The sequence below is a fragment of the Croceibacterium sp. TMG7-5b_MA50 genome (genome assembly GCF_039830145.1).
GTDB lineage: Bacteria > Pseudomonadota > Alphaproteobacteria > Sphingomonadales > Sphingomonadaceae > Croceibacterium.
In genome coordinates, this window is record NZ_CP156082.1 from 1,663,179 (window position 1) to 1,681,183 (window position 18,005).

General features: G+C 70.3%; 13 protein-coding genes. 9 read left to right on the forward strand and 4 right to left on the reverse strand.

What is annotated here, in order from left to right:
• Positions 1-39: 39 nt before the first annotated feature.
• From V5740_RS08060 to V5740_RS08095, 8 genes are all read left to right on the forward strand, one after another.
• The gene (locus tag V5740_RS08060) at positions 40-654 is read left to right on the forward strand and encodes a hypothetical protein (RefSeq protein ID WP_347301983.1); all 615 of its coding nucleotides are present in this window, start codon (positions 40-42) and stop codon (positions 652-654) included.
• Between the two features lie 28 nt (positions 655-682).
• Entirely contained in the window at positions 683-952 is a 270-nt protein-coding gene (locus tag V5740_RS08065) for a DUF2171 domain-containing protein (RefSeq protein ID WP_347301984.1), read from the forward strand.
• A 210-nt stretch (positions 953-1,162) separates the two neighbouring features.
• The gene (locus V5740_RS08070; RefSeq protein ID WP_347301985.1) at positions 1,163-1,252 is read left to right on the forward strand and encodes a potassium-transporting ATPase subunit F; all 90 of its coding nucleotides are present in this window, start codon (positions 1,163-1,165) and stop codon (positions 1,250-1,252) included.
• A 15-nt stretch (positions 1,253-1,267) separates the two neighbouring features.
• Positions 1,268-2,941: a potassium-transporting ATPase subunit KdpA gene (kdpA, locus tag V5740_RS08075; RefSeq protein WP_347301986.1), complete on the forward strand. Its 1,674-nt coding sequence runs from the start codon at positions 1,268-1,270 to the stop codon at positions 2,939-2,941.
• 12 nt (positions 2,942-2,953) lie between these two features.
• Positions 2,954-4,972: a potassium-transporting ATPase subunit KdpB gene (gene kdpB / locus V5740_RS08080; RefSeq protein ID WP_347301987.1), complete on the forward strand. Its 2,019-nt coding sequence runs from the start codon at positions 2,954-2,956 to the stop codon at positions 4,970-4,972.
• 14 nt (positions 4,973-4,986) lie between these two features.
• Complete coding sequence (gene kdpC / locus V5740_RS08085; protein WP_347301988.1) at positions 4,987-5,568, forward strand: potassium-transporting ATPase subunit KdpC; 582 nt, start codon at positions 4,987-4,989, stop codon at positions 5,566-5,568.
• The gene (locus V5740_RS08090; protein WP_347301989.1) at positions 5,565-8,216 is read left to right on the forward strand and encodes a sensor histidine kinase KdpD; all 2,652 of its coding nucleotides are present in this window, start codon (positions 5,565-5,567) and stop codon (positions 8,214-8,216) included. The genes kdpC and V5740_RS08090 overlap by 4 nt, the downstream gene beginning before the upstream one ends.
• Positions 8,213-8,887 (forward strand): response regulator, encoded by a 675-nt coding sequence (locus V5740_RS08095; protein WP_347301990.1) that lies wholly within the window; start codon positions 8,213-8,215, stop codon positions 8,885-8,887. Before V5740_RS08090 ends, V5740_RS08095 begins: the two co-directional genes overlap by 4 nt.
• Positions 8,888-8,901: 14 nt before the next feature.
• Here V5740_RS08095 and V5740_RS08100 read toward each other — a convergent pair whose 3' ends face one another.
• The 4 genes from V5740_RS08100 to V5740_RS08115 form a co-directional block, all read right to left on the reverse strand.
• Positions 8,902-12,225, reverse strand: coding sequence for an error-prone DNA polymerase (locus V5740_RS08100; protein ID WP_347301991.1), 3,324 nt, complete (start codon positions 12,223-12,225; stop codon positions 8,902-8,904).
• A 3-nt stretch (positions 12,226-12,228) separates the two neighbouring features.
• Positions 12,229-14,775, reverse strand: a complete 2,547-nt coding sequence (locus V5740_RS08105) for a DUF6504 family protein (RefSeq protein ID WP_347301992.1) — start codon at positions 14,773-14,775, stop codon at positions 12,229-12,231.
• Positions 14,687-15,388 carry a protein ImuA gene (locus V5740_RS08110; RefSeq protein ID WP_347304476.1) on the reverse strand — a complete coding sequence of 234 codons (702 nt, stop codon included), beginning with the start codon at positions 15,386-15,388 and terminating at the stop codon, positions 14,687-14,689. Before V5740_RS08110 ends, V5740_RS08105 begins: the two co-directional genes overlap by 89 nt.
• A 121-nt stretch (positions 15,389-15,509) precedes the next feature.
• Positions 15,510-17,168 (reverse strand): DUF5597 domain-containing protein, encoded by a 1,659-nt coding sequence (locus V5740_RS08115; protein ID WP_347301993.1) that lies wholly within the window; start codon positions 17,166-17,168, stop codon positions 15,510-15,512.
• Between the two features lie 130 nt (positions 17,169-17,298).
• Between V5740_RS08115 and V5740_RS08120 the strand changes: the two genes are divergently transcribed.
• Positions 17,299-18,000: a response regulator transcription factor gene (locus V5740_RS08120; RefSeq protein WP_347301994.1), complete on the forward strand. Its 702-nt coding sequence runs from the start codon at positions 17,299-17,301 to the stop codon at positions 17,998-18,000.
• Positions 18,001-18,005 lie beyond the last annotated feature (5 nt).

Here is an 18,005-nt window from a genome sequence, read left to right on the forward strand (position 1 = left end):
GCCCCTGGCAAAGGGGTTGGCGACCCGAGGAGAGCAATCATGGGTGAATACGAGCCCGATGACAGCCGCGACGTCACGCTGAAGCCGAACAACGTGCCGGGCGAGCCCACGCCGACCGGCGCGCGCGAGGACGAGGCACGGCAGAAGGCGAAAGCCAGCAAGACGCAGCCCGCGCAGCAGCAGCAGGCCCAGTCGATGGACGACAAGGGCATGAGCCAGTCGCTGGGCGGGATGAGCCAGTCGATGGGCAAGGTTGAGCCCAACACCGCGCGTGATGTCGGCAAGGAGGAGCAGCCCCATGCGCCTGGAGAGTCGCGGGTGAAGGCGGAAACCTTCGAGCAGAAGGACGTGGAAGTGGTCGATCCGGCGCCATGGGGCGCGGAGGCCAGCCCGCCGTCCGAGCCTGAGCCCAACCGTGAGAGCGACACCGGCATCGGTGGCGACACTTACGACAGCTATGCCGACACGCTGAGCGAGCAGGCGAGCGGCACCGGCGAGGCGCAGCGCCGCCAGGCGGCCGAGCAGGGCGATGCCGGCGATGTGCCCGCCACCGATGACGATGACGCAGATGCGATGGCCGCCGACAATGAAGGCCGCGGCTACGGCGATTCATCGGACGCGCGGCTGGCCGCCCTGCGCGGCGACAAGTCCTGAACCTGAAAAACCAACGGAGACAATGACGATGGCTGATGCAAGTGCGATCCGCGAACACATGGAAGTGATCGGCGCCGATGGTGTGCATGTCGGCACGGTGGACAAGGTCGAAGGCGACCGAATCAAGCTGACCAAGAAGGATTCGGGCGCGGAGATCGAAGGGGCGGAGGGCACCCATTCGGGCCACCACCACTTCATCTCGCTGGGCCTGGTGGCCGAGGTCGAGGGCGATCAGGTGCGCCTGAGCACCACGGGCGCCAACGCCCAGTTGTTCGAGGAAGAGGAAGGCGACGCCTGATCCAGGCTGACCTTCCCTGATCCGGCGCGGCCCGTCACCTGAGTGGCGGGCCGCGCTGCGTTTGCGGCGCCGCCAAACGGTTGTCCTTACCCGCGGCCTGTCCGACGCGGATTGATCTTTACGGGTTCCTTATGCGCGGACGGCTGTTTGCCCCGCGCAAGCTGACGCCTCTCCGCCCCATGTGCTGCGGCGCATGGAGGAGATCGTGTCATGTCATTCGACCTTGGGCTGGGTGCGGCAGTTGCCGCGCTGGTGCTCGCCTATCTTGTCGCGGTGCTCGCGCGCCCTGAACGTTTCTGAGCGGGGGCGCGCACGATGACGCTATCCGGCTGGACCCTGATCGGCCTGTTCCTCGCCCTTGTGGTCGCCCTCGCCCGCCCGGCGGGTGCGGCGATGTACCGCCTGTATGACACGCACCCGCTGCGCGGTGAAGGCGCGCTGTACCGCCTGATCGGCGCGGGTACCGCCGAACAGGGCTGGGCCGGTTATGCCATCGCGGTGCTGGCGTTCAACCTGGCGGGAATCGCATTGCTGTTCGCCATCCTGAAGCTGCAGGCCGTGCTGCCGCTGAACCCGCAGGGGTTCGGCAGCGTGGATACCTGGCTGGCGTTCAACACCGCCGTCAGCTTCGTCACCAACACCAACTGGCAGAATTACGGCGGGGAGACGACCCTGTCCCACTTCAGCCAGATGGCGGGGCTGACGGTGCAGAACTTCCTGTCCGCCGCCACCGGCATCGCGGTCGCCTTCGCCTTCATCCGCGCGCTGTCGCGCGGCGGCACCCCGACGCTGGGCAATTTCTGGGTGGATGTCACGCGTATCACCTTGTGGCTGCTGCTGCCCGCCTGCGTCGTGCTGACCATCGCCTATGTCGCCATGGGCGTGCCGCAGACGCTGTCCGCGGGCGTCACGGCGACCACGCTGGAGGGTGCGGAGCAGGTGATCGCGCTGGGGCCGGTCGCCTCGCAACTCGCCATCAAGATGCTGGGCACCAATGGCGGCGGCTTCTTCAACGTCAATTCGGCGCATCCGTTCGAAAACCCCTCCGCGCTCAGCAACCTGTTACAGATGCTGACCATTTTCGTCGGCGGGGCGGGCCTGACGCTGACCTTCGGCCGGGCGGTCGGCAATATGCGGCAGGGCTGGACCATCCTGGCGGCGATGCTGCTGCTGTTCGTCGCCGGATTGGCGCTCGTCTACTGCGCGGAGGCGGCGGGCAACCCGCTCCACGCCGGTCTCGTTGGCGGCAACATGGAGGGCAAGGACGTGCGTTTCGGCATCGCCGCGACTGCCCTGTTCGCCGCCGTGACCACCGCCGCCAGTTGCGGCGCAGTGATCGGCATGCACGACAGCTTCATGCCGCTGGGCGGCCTCGTCACCCTGTTCAACATGCAATTGGGCGAGGTGATCGTGGGCGGCGTGGGCGCGGGGTTCTACGGCATCCTGATCTATGCCGTGCTGGCGGTGTTCATCGCCGGGCTGATGGTCGGCCGCACGCCCGAATATCTCGGCAAGAAGATCGAGGCGCGGGAGATGAAGCTGGCGGTGATCGCCATCGCGGTGCTGCCGTTGTTCATCCTGGGCCTGACCGCGATCGCCAGCGTGACGCAGGCCGGGCTTGCCGGGCCGCTGGCAAGTGGGCCGCATGGCTTTACGGAGATCCTGTACGCCTACACCAGCGCGGTCGCCAACAATGGCTCCGCCTTTGGCGGGCTGACCGGCAACACCCCGTTCTACAACGCGACGCTGGCATTGGGCATGTTCGTCGGCCGGTTCGGCGTGATCCTGCCTGCGCTCGCCATAGCCGGCGGCCTTGCGGCCAAGCAGCGGCAGACGGCTGGACCGGGCACCTTCCCCACCACGGGCGCGCTGTGGATCGGCCTGCTGGCGGCCATCATCCTGATCGTCGGCGGCCTCACCTTCCTGCCCGCGCTCGCCCTCGGCCCGATCGCCGACCAGGCGCAGATCGCCGCTGGCACCATCCTTTGAGGGCATGAACCCATGAACCAGACCCTGTTCACCGGCCCGCTGCTGGCGGGCGCCGCCCGCGATGCCTTCGCGAAGCTCAACCCCGCCGCGCTGATCCGCAATCCGGTGATGTTCGTGACGGCGATCGTGGCGGCCCTGTCGACCGTGCTGTGGCTGCGCGGCATTGCCACGGGCACCGGCAATCCCGCCTTTGAAGGGCAGCTGGTCTTCTGGCTGTGGCTAACCGTACTGTTCGGCAATTTCGCCGAGGCGCTGGCGGAAGGCCGGGGCAAGGCGCAGGCCGCCAGCCTGCGGGCGACCAAGGCGGACCTGACCGCCAAGCGGCTGGCGGCGACCGGCGGCGAATGGCGGCAGGTGCCGGCCCATGAGCTGAAGGTGGGCGACCTGGTGCTGGTCGATACCGGCGACCTGATCCCCGCCGATGGCGAGGTGGTGGACGGCGTCGCATCCGTGAACGAGGCCGCGATCACCGGTGAATCCGCGCCTGTCATCCGCGAAGGCGGCGGGGATCGGTCCGCCGTCACCGCCGGCACCCGCGTCATCGCCGACCGGATCACCGTGCGCGTCACCGCCGCCGCGGGCGAGGGGTTCCTGGACCGCATGATCGCGCTGGTGGAAGGGGCCAGCCGGCAGAAGACCCCGAACGAGATCGCGCTGACCATCCTGCTGGCGGGACTGACGCTGATCTTCCTAATCGCGGTCGGCACGCTGCCCGCCTTTGCCGCCTACGCCGGCGGCAGCATCGCGGTGCCGGTGCTGGTGGCGCTGTTCGTGACGCTGATCCCCACCACCATCTCGGGCCTGCTGTCCGCGATCGGCATCGCCGGCATGGACCGGCTGGTGCGGTTCAACGTGCTGGCGAAGTCCGGCCGCGCGGTGGAGGCGGCGGGCGACATCGACACGCTGCTGCTGGACAAGACCGGCACCATCACGGTCGGCGACCGGCAGGCGACCGCCTTCCTGCCGCTGCCGGGGGTGGCCGGGCATGAACTGGCCGCGGCCGCCCGCCTTGCCAGCCTGGCCGACGAAACGCCCGAGGGCCGGTCGATCGTCGTATTGGCTGACCAGCAGGCGCCCGGTGGAGAGGCCATGCCCGCGGGCGCAGAGCCGATCGCCTTCACCAGCCAGACCCGCGTATCGGGCGTGCAGGTCGGCAGCCGCGCATTGGTCAAGGGCGCGGTCGATGCGGTGCTGCGCCGCCTGCCCCAGGCCGCCAACGCCGATGCCCTGCGCCGCATTGCCGACGACATCGCCCGTGCGGGTGGCACGCCGCTGGCGGTGGCTGATGGCGCGCGGCTGCTGGGCATCGTCCACCTGAAGGACATCGTGAAGGCCGGCATCCGCGAACGGTTCGGAGAGCTGCGCCGCATGGGCATCCGCACGGTGATGATCACCGGCGATAATCCGCTGACCGCCGCCAGCATCGCCGCCGAGAGCGGGGTGGACGATTTCCTGGCGGAGGCGACGCCGGAGGACAAGCTGGCGCTGATCCGCCGCGAACAGGCGGGCGGCAAGCTGGTGGCGATGTGCGGTGACGGCACCAATGATGCACCCGCCCTCGCCCAGTCGGACGTGGGTGTCGCCATGAACACCGGCACGCAGGCCGCGCGGGAGGCGGGCAACATGGTCGATCTCGACAGCGACCCGACCAAGCTGATCGAGATCGTGGGCCTGGGCAAGCAGATGCTGATGACCCGCGGCGCGCTGACCACCTTTTCCATAGCCAACGACGTGGCGAAATACTTCGCCATCCTGCCGGCCATTTTCGTGACGCTGTATCCCGGCCTCGGCATGCTGAACCTGATGCGGCTGGGCAGCCCGGAAAGCGCGATCCTATCCGCGATCATCTTCAACGCAATCATCATCCCGCTGCTGGTGCCGCTGGCCCTGCGCGGGGTGAAGTACCGCGCCGGTGCGGCGGACGCGCTGCTGGCGCGCAACCTGGCTGTCTTCGGCGGCGGCGGCCTCCTCGCCCCGTTTGCCGGGATCAAGCTCATCGACCTCCTCGTCACCGGCCTCGACCTGGCCTGAAGGACATGCCCACCATGCTGCACGAATTGCGGCGGTCCATCCGCCCCGCCATCACCCTGCTGCTGCTGCTGACCCTCGTCACCGGCATCCTCTATCCGCTGGCGATGACAGGGGCGGCGCAATTGCTGTTCCCCGCGCAGGCGAATGGCAGCCTGATCCGGCAGGGTGGCCGCGTGATCGGCTCCGACCTGATCGGCCAGGGCTTCACGACCGATGCTTATTTCCACGGCCGCCCGTCGGCTGCGGGCAATGGCTACGATGCCGCCGCCTCCGCCGGCTCCAACCTCGCACCCGGCTCCGCCGATCTGGCCGTGCGCATCGCGCAAGGCCGGGCCGACGAAGACCTGACCAGCCTGGCTCCATCCGATCTGGTCACCACTAGCGCCTCGGGACTGGACCCCCACGTCAGTCCCGAGGCGGCCTTTGTGCAGGTGCGCCGCGTCGCCGCCGCGCGCGGGCTGCCCGTTGCGCGGGTGGAGCAGCTGGTTCGGGCAGCGATCCAGAACCCGTTGCTCGGCGTGCTGGGCGAGCGGCGCGTCAATGTGCTGGAGCTCAATCGACAACTGGACGCGATTGGGGCAGCACCCGCCCCATGATACCGGTCGCCCCGCGCCCTGATCCCGATGCGCTGCTGAAGGCCGCGCGGGCGGAGGCGCGCGGACGGCTGAAGATCATCCTCGGTGCCGCGCCGGGCGTCGGCAAGACTTACGAGATGCTGCTGGATGGCGCAGCGCTGGCGCAGGCCGGCCGCGACGTGGTGGTCGGCGTGGTGGAGACGCATGGCCGCGCCGACACCGCCGCGCTGGTCCAGCCGCTGGAAGTGCTCCCCCGCCGCGCGGTCCCTCATGGCGCGCACAGCCTGGCGGAGTTCGACCTCGACGGCACGCTCGCCCGGCGGCCCGACGTGGCGCTGGTGGACGAATTCGCCCACACGAACGCACCCGGCAGCCGCCATCCCAAGCGGTGGCAGGACGTGGAGGAGCTGCGTGACGCCGGCATCGACGTCGTCACCACGCTGAACATCCAGCACCTTGAAAGCCTGAACGACGTCGTCGCCGGCTTCACCCGCGTCCGCGTGCGGGAGACGGTGCCCGATGCACTGCTCGACGATGCGGAGATCGAGCTGGTCGACCTGCCGCCGGACGAGCTGATCGCCCGCCTGCGGGAAGGCAAGGTCTACCTGCCTGATGAGGCGACCCGCGCGCTGGGTCATTTCTTCTCCAAGGCGAACCTCAGCGCCTTGCGCGAACTGGCGCTGCGCCGGGCGGCGCAGGCCGTGGACCGGCAGATGCTGGACCATGTGCGGCTGGCCGGCGAGCCCGGCATCTGGGCCGCGGGCGAACGGATCGTGGTGGCGATCGGCGACCAGCCGGGCGGCGACCTGCTGGTGCGCAGCGCCCGCCGGCTGGCCGATGCCCTGCACGCGCCGTGGACCGCGCTGACGATCGAGACCGGCCGTACCGCTCGCTTGCCGGCGGAGGCGCGCGGGCGCATCGCCGATGCGCTGAAGCTGGCCGGTACGCTGGGCGCCACATTGGTCACGGTGTCCGCACCCACGGTGATGGAAGGCCTGCGCGCCCATCTGGCGGAATCGCGGTCAACCGCGCTGGTCATCGGCAAGACGCGGCGCCCCTGGTGGTTCGAACTTCGCCACCGGTCACTGGTGGACCAGCTGGTGCGCGGGCCCGATCCGGTCGCGGTGCATGTGGTGCCGCTGCCCGGCGGCGCCATGGCGGAACGGCCCGGCCTGCCCCTGCCCACCCCCGGCAGCGCGGCGATCGCCTTGCTGAGCGTGGCGTTGACGACGCTCGCTGCGCTCGCGCTGCAACCTTGGCTGGGACCCGAGGCGGTGGACCTGCTCTATCTGGTGCCGGTGGTTGCCGTCGCCACCTGGCGCGGCCTGCGCGCATCCCTGGTCGCCAGCGTGGCGGGGGCACTCGCCTATAATTTCTTCTTCCTGCCGCCGGTCCATACGCTCAACATCACGGGGCCGCAGAACCTGCTGACCTTCGCCATCCTGGCGGGCGTGGGCATCACCGCCGCGCAGCTGGCCGGCCGGTTGAAGCGGCAGGCCAATGCGGGCGCCCGCTCTGCCACGGAGAATGCCGCGCTGGCCGCTTTCGGACAGCGGCTGGCAGCGGTGGCGGACGAGACGGGCACGGCGGCGATCACCTGCGGGGAGATCGCCAACCTGCTGGGGCTGAACACGGTGCTGCTGCTGCGGCGCGATGGCCGCCTGGTCGTGGCGGGATCCGCGCCCGGAGAGGCCGCGCTGGGGCCGATCGACTACACGGCGGCCGACTGGGCGTGGGACCGGGCCGAGCCTGCCGGGCGCGACACCGCCACGCTGACCGCCAGCGACTGGCAGTTCCATCCGCTCGCCACGTCGCTGGGCGTGCTGGCGGTGCTGGGGATCAGCCATGACAGCCAGGCCGATCCGCTGCCGGCAAATCGCCGCGTGTTGTTCGCCACGCTGCTGGGGCAGGCGGCGCTGGCGCATGAACGGCTGCAACTGGAAGGGGAAGCGCGGCAGGTAGCGGCGTTGCAGCAGCGGGACGACCTGCGCGCCACGCTGGTGTCATCGCTGGGGCACGACCTCAAGACGCCGCTGACGGCCGTGCTGGCCGCTGCCGACGCGCTGGCACACGAGGCGCCGGGCAACCCCGCCGCCGCCACGCTGAAGACCGAGGCCCTGCGCCTGGCGCGATTGTTCGACGACCTGGTGGAGATGACGCGGATAGAGGCCGGCGCCCTTGCCGTGAGGCCGGAACCCATCGACCTGACCGATGCAGTCGCTGCGGCAGTTCATGATCTGAGGTCGACGCTCGCCAGTCACCCTGTGCGGCTGGACGTGCCGGTCACGCTGCCGCTGGTGATGGCCGACCCGCGCATGCTGCACCACATGCTCATCAACCTGATCGACAATGCCGCGAAGTACTCGCCCGCCGGCGCTCCGGTCACGATCAGCGCCCGGCGCGATCCGCACCGGCTGAGGCTGTGCGTGCTGGACGAAGGGGCCGGCCTGCCGCCGGGCGCCGCCGACGGCCTGTTCGCCCGCTTCACACGCGGCGAGGGGTCGGACGGGCCGGGCGGCACCGGCCTTGGCCTCGCCATCGTGAAGGGCTTCGCCGATGCGATGGGCCTGACGGTGCGCGCCGCGCCGCGGGACGAGGGCCCGGGATCGTGCTTCGCGGTCGAGTGGCCGGAACCGCTGATCCGCACCCTGCGGAGTGGCGTGGCATGACCCCGCCGCTGCTGGTCGTCGATGACGAGCCCGCCATCCGCCGGCTGGTGCGCGGCGCGCTGGATCGCGCGGGCCATGCCAGCGCGGAAGCGGCGAACGCGGCGGAGGCGCTTGCCGCCGCGGCACGCCCCGGTTGCGAGCTGGTGCTGCTCGACCTCGGCCTGCCGGACCGCGACGGACTGGAACTGATCCCGCTGCTGAAGGCGCTGGACCGCGCCGTGCTGGTGCTGACGGCCCGCGATGCGGTGGCGGAGAAGGTGGCGGCGCTGGACCTCGGCGCCGACGACTACGTCACCAAGCCGTTCGACACGGACGAGCTGCTCGCCCGCATCCGGGTGGCGCTGCGCCATCGCAGCGGCGGCGATGCCGGTGGGCGGCTGGTGGCGGGCCCGGTGACGCTGGACATCGCGACGCACCGGGTGACGTTGCGGGGCGAGGCGGTGCACCTGACGCCCAAGGAGTTCGCGCTGCTTGCCGAATTGCTGCGCCATGCGGGCAAGGTGCTGACGCACCGCCACCTGCTCGGCACCGTATGGGGGCCGGCGCATGTCGGCGACATCGAATATCTGCGGGTAGCCATGCGCGCGCTGCGCGGCAAGCTGGAGGATGATCCCGCAGCGCCGCGCCTGCTCATCAACGAACCAGGCATCGGCTACCGCATCGCCGGGTGACACGCGCGCATGCTCTAGTGAAAGTCGTGGCTCTTGATCGGGATCACATCCTCCGGGTCGCAGCCGGTGCGGAACGGCCGGTGGTAATCGCTGCGCACGCGCTTCTTCCAGCCGGGATCGCCGCGGTCGGGCGATCCGGCATGGGTCGCGCCATCGCCCCGGCTGGTCAGGCGCGGCAGGTCGATCTCCCCCACCTCCCGCAACATGGCCGTACGGTCGTGGATGCGGTCGGCGATGATGTGGATCGTGCCGGCATTCCCGCCGGACCCGTCGCGCTGGACCACGCCGGTCACGCTGATCATGGCGGATGACATCACCACCGTGCGCTGCGCCTCGAACCGGTCGGGCCACAGGATGATGTTGGCGACGCCCGTCTCGTCCTCAATGGTGATGAACAGCACCCCCTTGGCGCTGCCGGGCTTCTGCCGGACCAGGATGATGCCGGCGACCTCCACCCGGCGCCCGTCCTTGGTGGCGCGCAACGCCTCGCACGCAATCACCCCCTGCCGTGCCAGCCGGTCGCGCAGGAAGAACAGCGGATGCTGCCGCAGGGTCAGCTGCGTGGCGCGGTAATCCTCCACCACCTCGCGCCCCGCGGTCAGCGGCACCAGGCTGACCGGCTCCTCCCGCCGCTCGGCCGCCTCCAGCAGCGGCAGCGGCGTTTCCCCCAGGCCGCGGATCGCCCACAGCGCCTGCCGCCGGTTCAGGCCCAGCGCGTGGAAGGCGTCCGCCTTGGCGAGCTTCTCCAGCGTGGCGAGCGGCACGCCCGAACGGCGCCACAGATCCTCCACGCTGCGAAACGGGGTCAGGTCACGCGCGGCCATGATCCGCGCCACATCGGTGGCGGACACGCCGTGGACGATCCGCATGCCGAGGCGCAGCGGCAGCATGCCCCCCGTCCCTTCGCCATCCACCAGTTCCGTGTCCCAGCCGCTGTCGATGACGCAGACCGGCCGGATCTCCACCCCATGCTCGCGCGCGTCGCGCACGATCTGCGCCGGGGCGTAGAACCCCATCGGCTGCGCGTTGAGCAGCGCGCAGCAGAACACGTCCGGATGGTGGCACTTCATCCAGCTGGACGCATAGGCGATCTTGGCGAAGGACGCCGCGTGGCTTTCGGGGAAGCCGTAGGACCCGAAGCCTTCGATCTGCTTCACCAGCCGTTCGGCGAAGTCGGGGCCGATGCCCTTGGCGGCCATGCCGGCGATCAGCTCCTCCTTGAACTGGCCGACACCCTGCGTGTACTTGAACGTCGCCATCGCCTTGCGCAGCTCGTCCGCGCGGGCGGGGGTGAAGCCGGCGCCTTCGATGGCGACCTTCATCGCCTGTTCCTGGAACAAGGGGACGCCCAGCGTCTTCTGCAGCACCGCCTTCAGCGCCGGGCTGGGATAGTCGAACTCTATATCCTTGTTCTTACGCTTCTGCTCCCGCCGCTTGAGGTAGGGGTGGACCATGTCGCCCTGGATCGGGCCCGGCCGCACGATCGCCACCTGGATGGCGATGTCGTAGAATTCTTCGGGCAGCATCCGCGGCAGCATCGCCATCTGCGCGCGGCTTTCGATCTGGAACACGCCCAGCGTGTCCGCCCGCTGGATCATGGCGAAGGTCGCCGTGTCGTCGGTCTGCAAGGCCGGATGATCCAGCGTCAGGTGCAGCCCCTTGTGCCGTTCCAGCAGGTCGAAGGCGCGGCGCATGCAGCCCAGCATGCCGAGGCCGAGGATATCGACCTTCATCATGCCGGCCTCCTCGATATCCTCCTTCTCCCATTCCACCACCTGGCGATCGACCATGGCGGCAGGCTCGATCGGCACCAGCCGCGCCAGCTGGTCGCGGGTCAGCACGAAGCCACCGGGATGCTGCGACAAATGACGCGGCGTGCCGATCAGCTTGCGCGCCAGTTCCAGCGTCAGCGCCAGCCGCGGATCGCCGCGATCGAGGTTCAGCGCATCGACGTGCCGGTCGGCCACGCCTTCCTCCGACCAGCCCCAGACCTGCCCGGCCAAGGCTGCGGTCATGTCCTCTGGCAGGCCCAGCACCTTGCCCACCTCCCGCACCGCGCCACGCGCGCGGAAACGGCTGACCACGGCGGTCAGCGCGGCATGGTCATGGCCGTAGGTCTCGTAGATCCACTGGATCACGTCCTCCCGCCGCTCATGCTCGAAATCGATGTCGATGTCGGGCGGCTCGGCCCGGTTCTCCGACAGGAAGCGTTCGAACAGCAATTCGTGGAGGACGGGGTCGATGGAGGTGATGCCGAGCACGAAGCAGATCACCGAATTGGCGGCGGAGCCGCGCCCCTGGCACAGGATGCCCTGGCTGCGGGCATACTTCACGATGGAATGAACGGTCAGGAAGTAGGCCGCGTAATTCAGCTTGGCGACGAGGCCCAGCTCCTTGGCCAGCAGGGTGCGATAGGCCGGGGGCGGATCGCCGGCGAAGCGTTTCGTCAGCGCGGCGGTGGAAAGCTTCTCCAACGCCTGCTGCGGCGTCTGCCCGGTGATGACCGTCTCCTCCGGGTAGAGGTACTGGTCCTTCAGGTCGCGCGGGGAGAAGGTGCAGCGTTCCACCACCCCCTCCACCGCCGCGAGCGCCTGCGGGAAGCGGGCGAAGCGGCGGGCCATCTCGCCCGGCGGCTGCAAGCAACGGTCGGCGGAGCGTTCGCGCCTGAGGCCCAGTTCGTCGATGGTGCACTTTTCCCGGATGGCGGTGACGACGTCCTGCAGCAGCCGCAGCTCCGGTTCGTGATACAACACATCGCCCGTCACCAGCGGCGTCAGGCCGAACCGTTGCGCCGCCAGCGCCGCCGCATGCAGCCGGCGGGCATCGTCCGGCCGGCGGCGCTGCGTCAGGCAGACATGGCCCCGCGGATCGCCCGATCCGTCGCCGAACAGGTCCGCCATCCAGCGCAGCGCGCCTTCGTCCGGACCGTCATCATCCGGCACCAGCGCGGCGACGAGGCCGGTGGAGTATTCCGCCACATCCTCCCAGTGAAGGAAGCAGCGGCCCTTCTCCCCCCGGTCCGGGCGGGCGCGGCCCTTGCCCAGGGTCAGCAGCCGGGTCAGCCGGCTCCATGCGGCCAGATCCTCCGGCCAGACCAGCAGCGATGCCCCGGTGACGAGGTCGAGCCGGCAGCCCGCGACCATCCGCACCGGGCTGCCTTGCGCCGCCACCTCCTCCGCCGCGACCATCGCGCGGATGATGCCGGCGACAGAGTTGCGATCGGTGATGCCGAGCGCGGGCAGGCCCATCTCCGACGCGGTGGAGAACAGCTCCTCGCACGAGGATACGCCGCGCAGGAAGCAGAAATGGGTCGAGACCTGCAGTTCGGAATAGGCCATGCCTCAATCACCCAGCCCGTGGATGAACCAGCTGAGATCGCCGGTTTCCGCGCTGACACCGTCGCCGCGGCGGAACAGCCAGAAACGCTGGCCCGCCTCGTCCTCCACCCGGTAGTAATCGCGCACCGCCAGCCGTTCCGGCACGCGGCGCCACCATTCGCCCGTCACCCGTTCCGGCCCCTCCGCCCGGACAACGCGGTGGCTGGTGCCGCGCCAGGTGAAGCGGCGCGGCGGCTGGTCCGGCATCTCCGCGATGACGTGGTCGATCCGTTCCGGCCGGGCGAGCAGCCAGACGGGGCGCGGCCAGCGCGGGTGCCAGGGGTGGTCGGGCGGACGTGTATCCAGCCGGCGGACATCATCGGGGCGCAGCATCGCCGCACGCCCGCGTCCGGGGTCGAGCGGGCCGGTGCGGGTCCAGCAACGTTCGGGCACGTCGCTTTCCACCGGGGCCGCGCGCCACAGCCGCTCGGCCCCGATGCGGTTCGCCAATGCGTCGATCAGCGGCGCGAGATCGGGCGCGGCCTCCTCCGCCAGCGTGGGTGCCAGCGATTGCGCACCCAAGGGGTCGGCCCGGCGCACATGCAGCGCCATGGCATCGATGCCGTAGCCGGGCTCGATCTCCTCGATCCGGCGCAACGTCAGGCGCAGCATGTGCACCGCATCGCGGGTCGGCCGCGCGAAGCCCAGCCGCAGCCTTTGCGGCACGCCGTCCACCCGCGCGGCGACCAGTTCCACGCTGCGCGCACCCTGCCCCGCCTTCGCCAGCTCCACCGCCAGCCGGCGCATCAGTTCGTCCAGCCAATGGGCGATCGCCTCCGGCGTGGCGATCGGTTCGGCGAAGCGCTGTTCCACCACCACGCGGGTGGGCAGCAGCACCGGTTCGGACGGCTCGGCCACGCGGCCCCAGGCCTGGTCGATCCGGTCCGCCACCGCCCGGCCGAAGCGGCGCACCAGCGGTGCGCGCGGCATGGCGGCGAGCTGCCCCACGCTGTCCACCCCCAACCGCGCCAGCAGCTCCAGCGCCCGCGGCTCCAACCGCAGGGCGGCGACCGGCAAGTGCGCCAGCGCCTCCGCCTGACGGCCCGGCTGGAGGATCTGCGCCGCCTCCGCCGCGCCGAAGCGGGCAAGCGCCCAGGCCGCGCCGGCGGTGTCCGCCACCGCCACCCGCGCGGCGATGCCGTGGCGGGCCAGCAGGCGCAGCAGCCGGCGGCAGAAGCGCGCCTCCCCGCCATGCAGGTGTGCGACCCCGGTCAGGTCGATGAACAAGCCATCCGCGTCGGAGATGGTGACGTTCGGTGCCCAGCGGCGCGCCAGCAGTTCGGCCAAAGTGCGCAACGCTGCCGCATCGCCATCCGGATCGGCCTCGCGCACCTCCAGTCCCGGCACCTGCGCGCGCGCCATGGTCAGCGCAGTACCCGGACCGATCCCGACGCTGAGCGCAGCGGCATTGGCGGCGGCGACCTCCACGCGCGGGCCGGTCTTGCGCACCGTCACCAATGGCGGCTCGTCAATCGGCGTCACGGCGAGGCCGTCTGCCTCCTCATCACGGCATACGCGCGCGACCACGCTCGCCAGCGTGCGGCCGGTCTGGAAGAAGCGGCCCTGCCCGTAAGTGGGCGCGGTCGGTTCGCTGCGGCCATGATTGTCGGGATGCGGCCCTTCACCGGGGAACTGCACCGCGGGCATCGCCGCCAGCTGCTTCAGGCTTTGCGCCACATTGGGCGGCGCGACATAGCCGGCCTCCCCCCCATGGCCATCGCGCGCGCTGCGTTTGGGCGCTTTCATCTGGCGGCGGACCACCACATCCTCCCCCGGACCATGCACCGGCGGCATGGCGGCGAACTGGCGCAGCGCCGCGCCACGCCCCGCCTTTGCCGGCGCGTCCTCCCCCGGGAAGCGCAGCGGCGGCACGTCGGGCCGGCCATGGCCGAGGTTCGGGCCGACATCATCGGGGCAGAGGCCGAACGGATTGTCGATCACCTCCGTCTTGCGCGACAGCTCGCCCGATCGGGGGCGCTGATGCGTGGGCAGGTTGTTCACCGCCGTTTGCAGATCCTCCCCCAGCCAGCCGCGCGTGCCGGGGCGGAACAAGGGTTCCGCGCCTTCCGTCCGGCGCGCCATCTCGCGAAGTGGGGCAGGCGCGGCGAGCCGCTCCTCCGGCGGGTGGCTCAATCCCTTGCGGGACGGCCCGCCCCTGAACGGATTGTCCGCCGCCTTGCTGACGCGGCCCAGTTCGCGCTGGGGCGGGCGGCGATGGGCAGGCAGCGCCTCGATCGCCGCCTCAACCTGCTCGCGCGTGTCGGCCAGGCCGCTGCCAGTTCCGCTGCTGCCAGCGTCGGGGTCGCTGCGTGCCCAGCGCGCGCCGGGTCGCCAGCCGCCCTCCTTCGGGACGGAGCAGTGCTGTGCACGCTCCGCCGCCGCATCGGCACCGATGGCGTGGAAGGCCGCACGGCCGTCAGCTTCAGCCGACGGCGGCGCGTGCCGGCGCTCCGACCTGCGCAGCCGGTCGATCGACCAGCTGGGCAGGTAGAGCGAGGCGACCCGCTTCATCCGATCCCTCCACCACCAGTTCGAACGGATCGCCGCCGCGCTGGCGGACGCATTGCAGGTGCCAGCATGCCCGGCCCAGGCCGTCCCACGGCACGGGCAAGGATGGGGCATGGGCCACGCGCCAGCGGGTCACCGCGGCGGATGGTGCGGCCAGCGGGTCGGCGCCATTGCGGGCCGGGCGGCGCAGCAGCAGGGCAATCGTCCCGCCACCTTCCGCCGCCAGTTGCAGCCGCCGGGCCTGCGCCATGGGCAGCCGGCGCGCCTCCCCCACCACGGCGCCGAGGCCGCGATGCCGCAGCCCTTCCTCCAGCAGCGCGAGCAATTCGGCATCGTCGCGTGCCTCGGCATAGATCACCCGCGCCGGGGCAAGGCCCGCCTGGTACAGGCCGGGTGCGAACAGGTCCCGCCCGCGCACCACCCACAGCACCTCGCCCTGCGAACGGGCGGCGATCCCGGCGGCGAACAGCACGGCCGCCGCGTCATCCCCCCACCCCTGCCCACGGCACGACACCTCGTGCAGCGCGTCGAGCCGCATGCCGCCATCCGCCAGCCGGCCATCAACCCGGTCGATCCCGAACGGCAGGACCGGCCGCTCCCGCTTCTCGCCGGAGATCAGCCGCACGCTCTCGCGAAGCTCGGCAAGGGTGGGAACAGGATGGGGCACAACGACTCGCAACAGGAACGTTCTCTATTTGTTCCGCTCGGCACCCCGCCGTCAAGGACCCGCAAGCACCTTACCGATAACGGTACAGCTTCACCTCGTGCACCCGGCCCTCAGCCCCGTCGCGGGCGTGCAGCCGCAGCACCTGGCCCTGCCCGTTCTCGTCGCCGTTCAGCCGCCGCCCCCGTACCAGCCGTCCGTCACGCAGTACCAGTTCATCGATGCTGTCCAGCCCCACGATGGCTGGTCCGGGCGTATCGGCGGTGAAGGTGACCACGGCATCGCCGCTGCCCACCACGGTGAAGCTGTCGGGTCCGGTCTGCAGGAACATGGCGGCGACCCGGCTGTTCGGATCGACCCGCCCGTCCGCACCTTCCGCGCGCACTATGTTGACCGTGTAATCACCCAGCCGCATGCGCCCGGCGCGCTGCGCGGCACCCTCCATGATGAGCGTATGGGCCTGCCCCTCGGCCTGCTTCTGCAGCAGCAGCGGCGCGAGCGGCGCCAGCCGGGCATAGAGGCCGGCGATCGCGCGGTCGTCCGCATTGCCGGTGCCCACGCCGATGCTGGCATCGCCCGCCGCCGGCGGGGCCGCCGCGCCATCTATGCCGAAGGGCGAGAAGCCGATCGCCCGCAGCGAGCCATAGGCATAGAGCGCGTTCGCCGCCCCGTCCGGCCCGCCACGCGCCTCCGGCACGAACAGCGGGTTGTCGGGGCGGGCATATTGCGCCGCCCAGGTTCCGAAATCGTCGAAATAGATGTCAGGCGACACGAAATCGAGCGAGGGCGCGCCGACCTGCCAGATGTCGATCGCATGCGGCAGGGGTCCGCCCGAATTGTACTGGCCGGGCTCGTAATTGGGCCGGATCAGCGCGGCATTGGTGAACATGGGCAGCGCGTATTCGCCCTTCCCGGCGGCGGTCACCACTTCCACGAAGGTGGCGTAGTGCCAGGCCATGAACAGGCTGTCGGTCATCGACCCGCTGCCGAACACCTCCTGCCAGGTACCCTCCATCCGTCCGCCGGCGGCCTCCCACGCGGTGCGCAGGTCGGGGTTCAGCGTCGTGCGGTTCGCCGCCAGGTGAGTGGTCAAGGCGGAAGGGACAGGTCCGGCAAAGGCCGCCTCCGCCACGGCGGAATGGTCGCGCGATTGCGGGATCACGCCGACCTCGTTCTCCACCTGCACCATCAGGACGGTCTGCCGCACGCCATCCACCTGCCGCAGGTGCCGCATCAGCGCCGCATAGGCGCGGGCATCCGCCTCGCGCACCCCCGCACTGAATGGCGACAGCCGTTCCGTCCCGCGGCCGTCGCTCAGTTCCACGCGCGGGAAGCGGGACTGGTCCCGCTTGACCCAGCCGGGCGCGTAGGAGGAGAAGGTGTTCTTCCACGATCCGAACCACAGCAGCACCAGCTTCAGGTCATGCTGCCGCGCTGCCGCTAGCATGCCGTCCAGGTTGCGCCAGTCGAACCGCCCCTCCTGCGGCTCGATCGTCTCCCATGCCACCGGCACGAGCACGGTGTTGAGGTTCATCGCCTTCAGCCGTGGCCAGACCGTTTCCATGTAGGTGAGGTCACTGGTGGAGGAGTTCGCCGTCTCCCCGCCCAGGATCAGGTAGGGCGCACCATCCACGATCAGCTGCGTCGCCTCACCGCGCCGCTCCAGCCGCGGGAGATCCGCCTGCGCGTGAGCCTGCGCCGTGGCGACGATCACGAAGGTTAGCGCTAACACAAATTGGCGCAGCATTGTCGGCATACGACCCGTTCCATCCTCTGTCCCGCATCCAGTGTGCCGCAGCGCGAAGGACACGACAAGGCGTTCCGGCCTTGTCGCCAAGTCGCACCACGGGCAGAGGGGATATATGAAAATCTTGATCGTGGAGGATGACGGGCCGCTCCGCCTGCTGATCGGGCGGACCTTGCGCGACTACGGCTTCGAGACGGTGGGCGTGGGCTCCGGGGCGGAGATGCAGCCGCTGCTGGATGGCGGCGGGTTCGACCTGCTGGTGCTCGACATCATGCTGCCCGGCACCAACGGGCTCGACATCTGCCGCCGGGTGCGCGCGAACAGCGCGATGCCGATCATCATCATCAGCGCGCGCGGCCAGCAGACCGACCGCATCGTGGGGCTGGAACTGGGGGCGGACGATTACCTGTCCAAGCCCTTCGGCCCGGACGAACTGGTGGCCCGCGTGCGGGCCGTGCTGCGCCGGACCAGCGGCGCCGTGCAGGCGCCCGCCGACAAGCGCCGGCGCATCACGTTCGACGGGTGGACCGTGGTGGAGGAACGGCGTGAACTGTTCGCACCGGCAGGTCAGGAAGTGCCCCTGTCGGGCGCCGAATACGACCTGTTGCTGACCCTGATCGGTTCCGCCCAGCGGGTCGTTGGCCGCGAATACCTGCTGGAACAATCGCGCAAGCGCATGTCGGGCGCGTCCGACCGCTCGATCGACGTGCTGGTCAGCCGGCTCCGCTCCAAGCTGGGCGAGCATGGCGGGGAGGCGCTGATCAAGACGGTGCGTGGCGCCGGCTACATGTTCACGCCCCGCATCGAACGGCAATGAGCGCC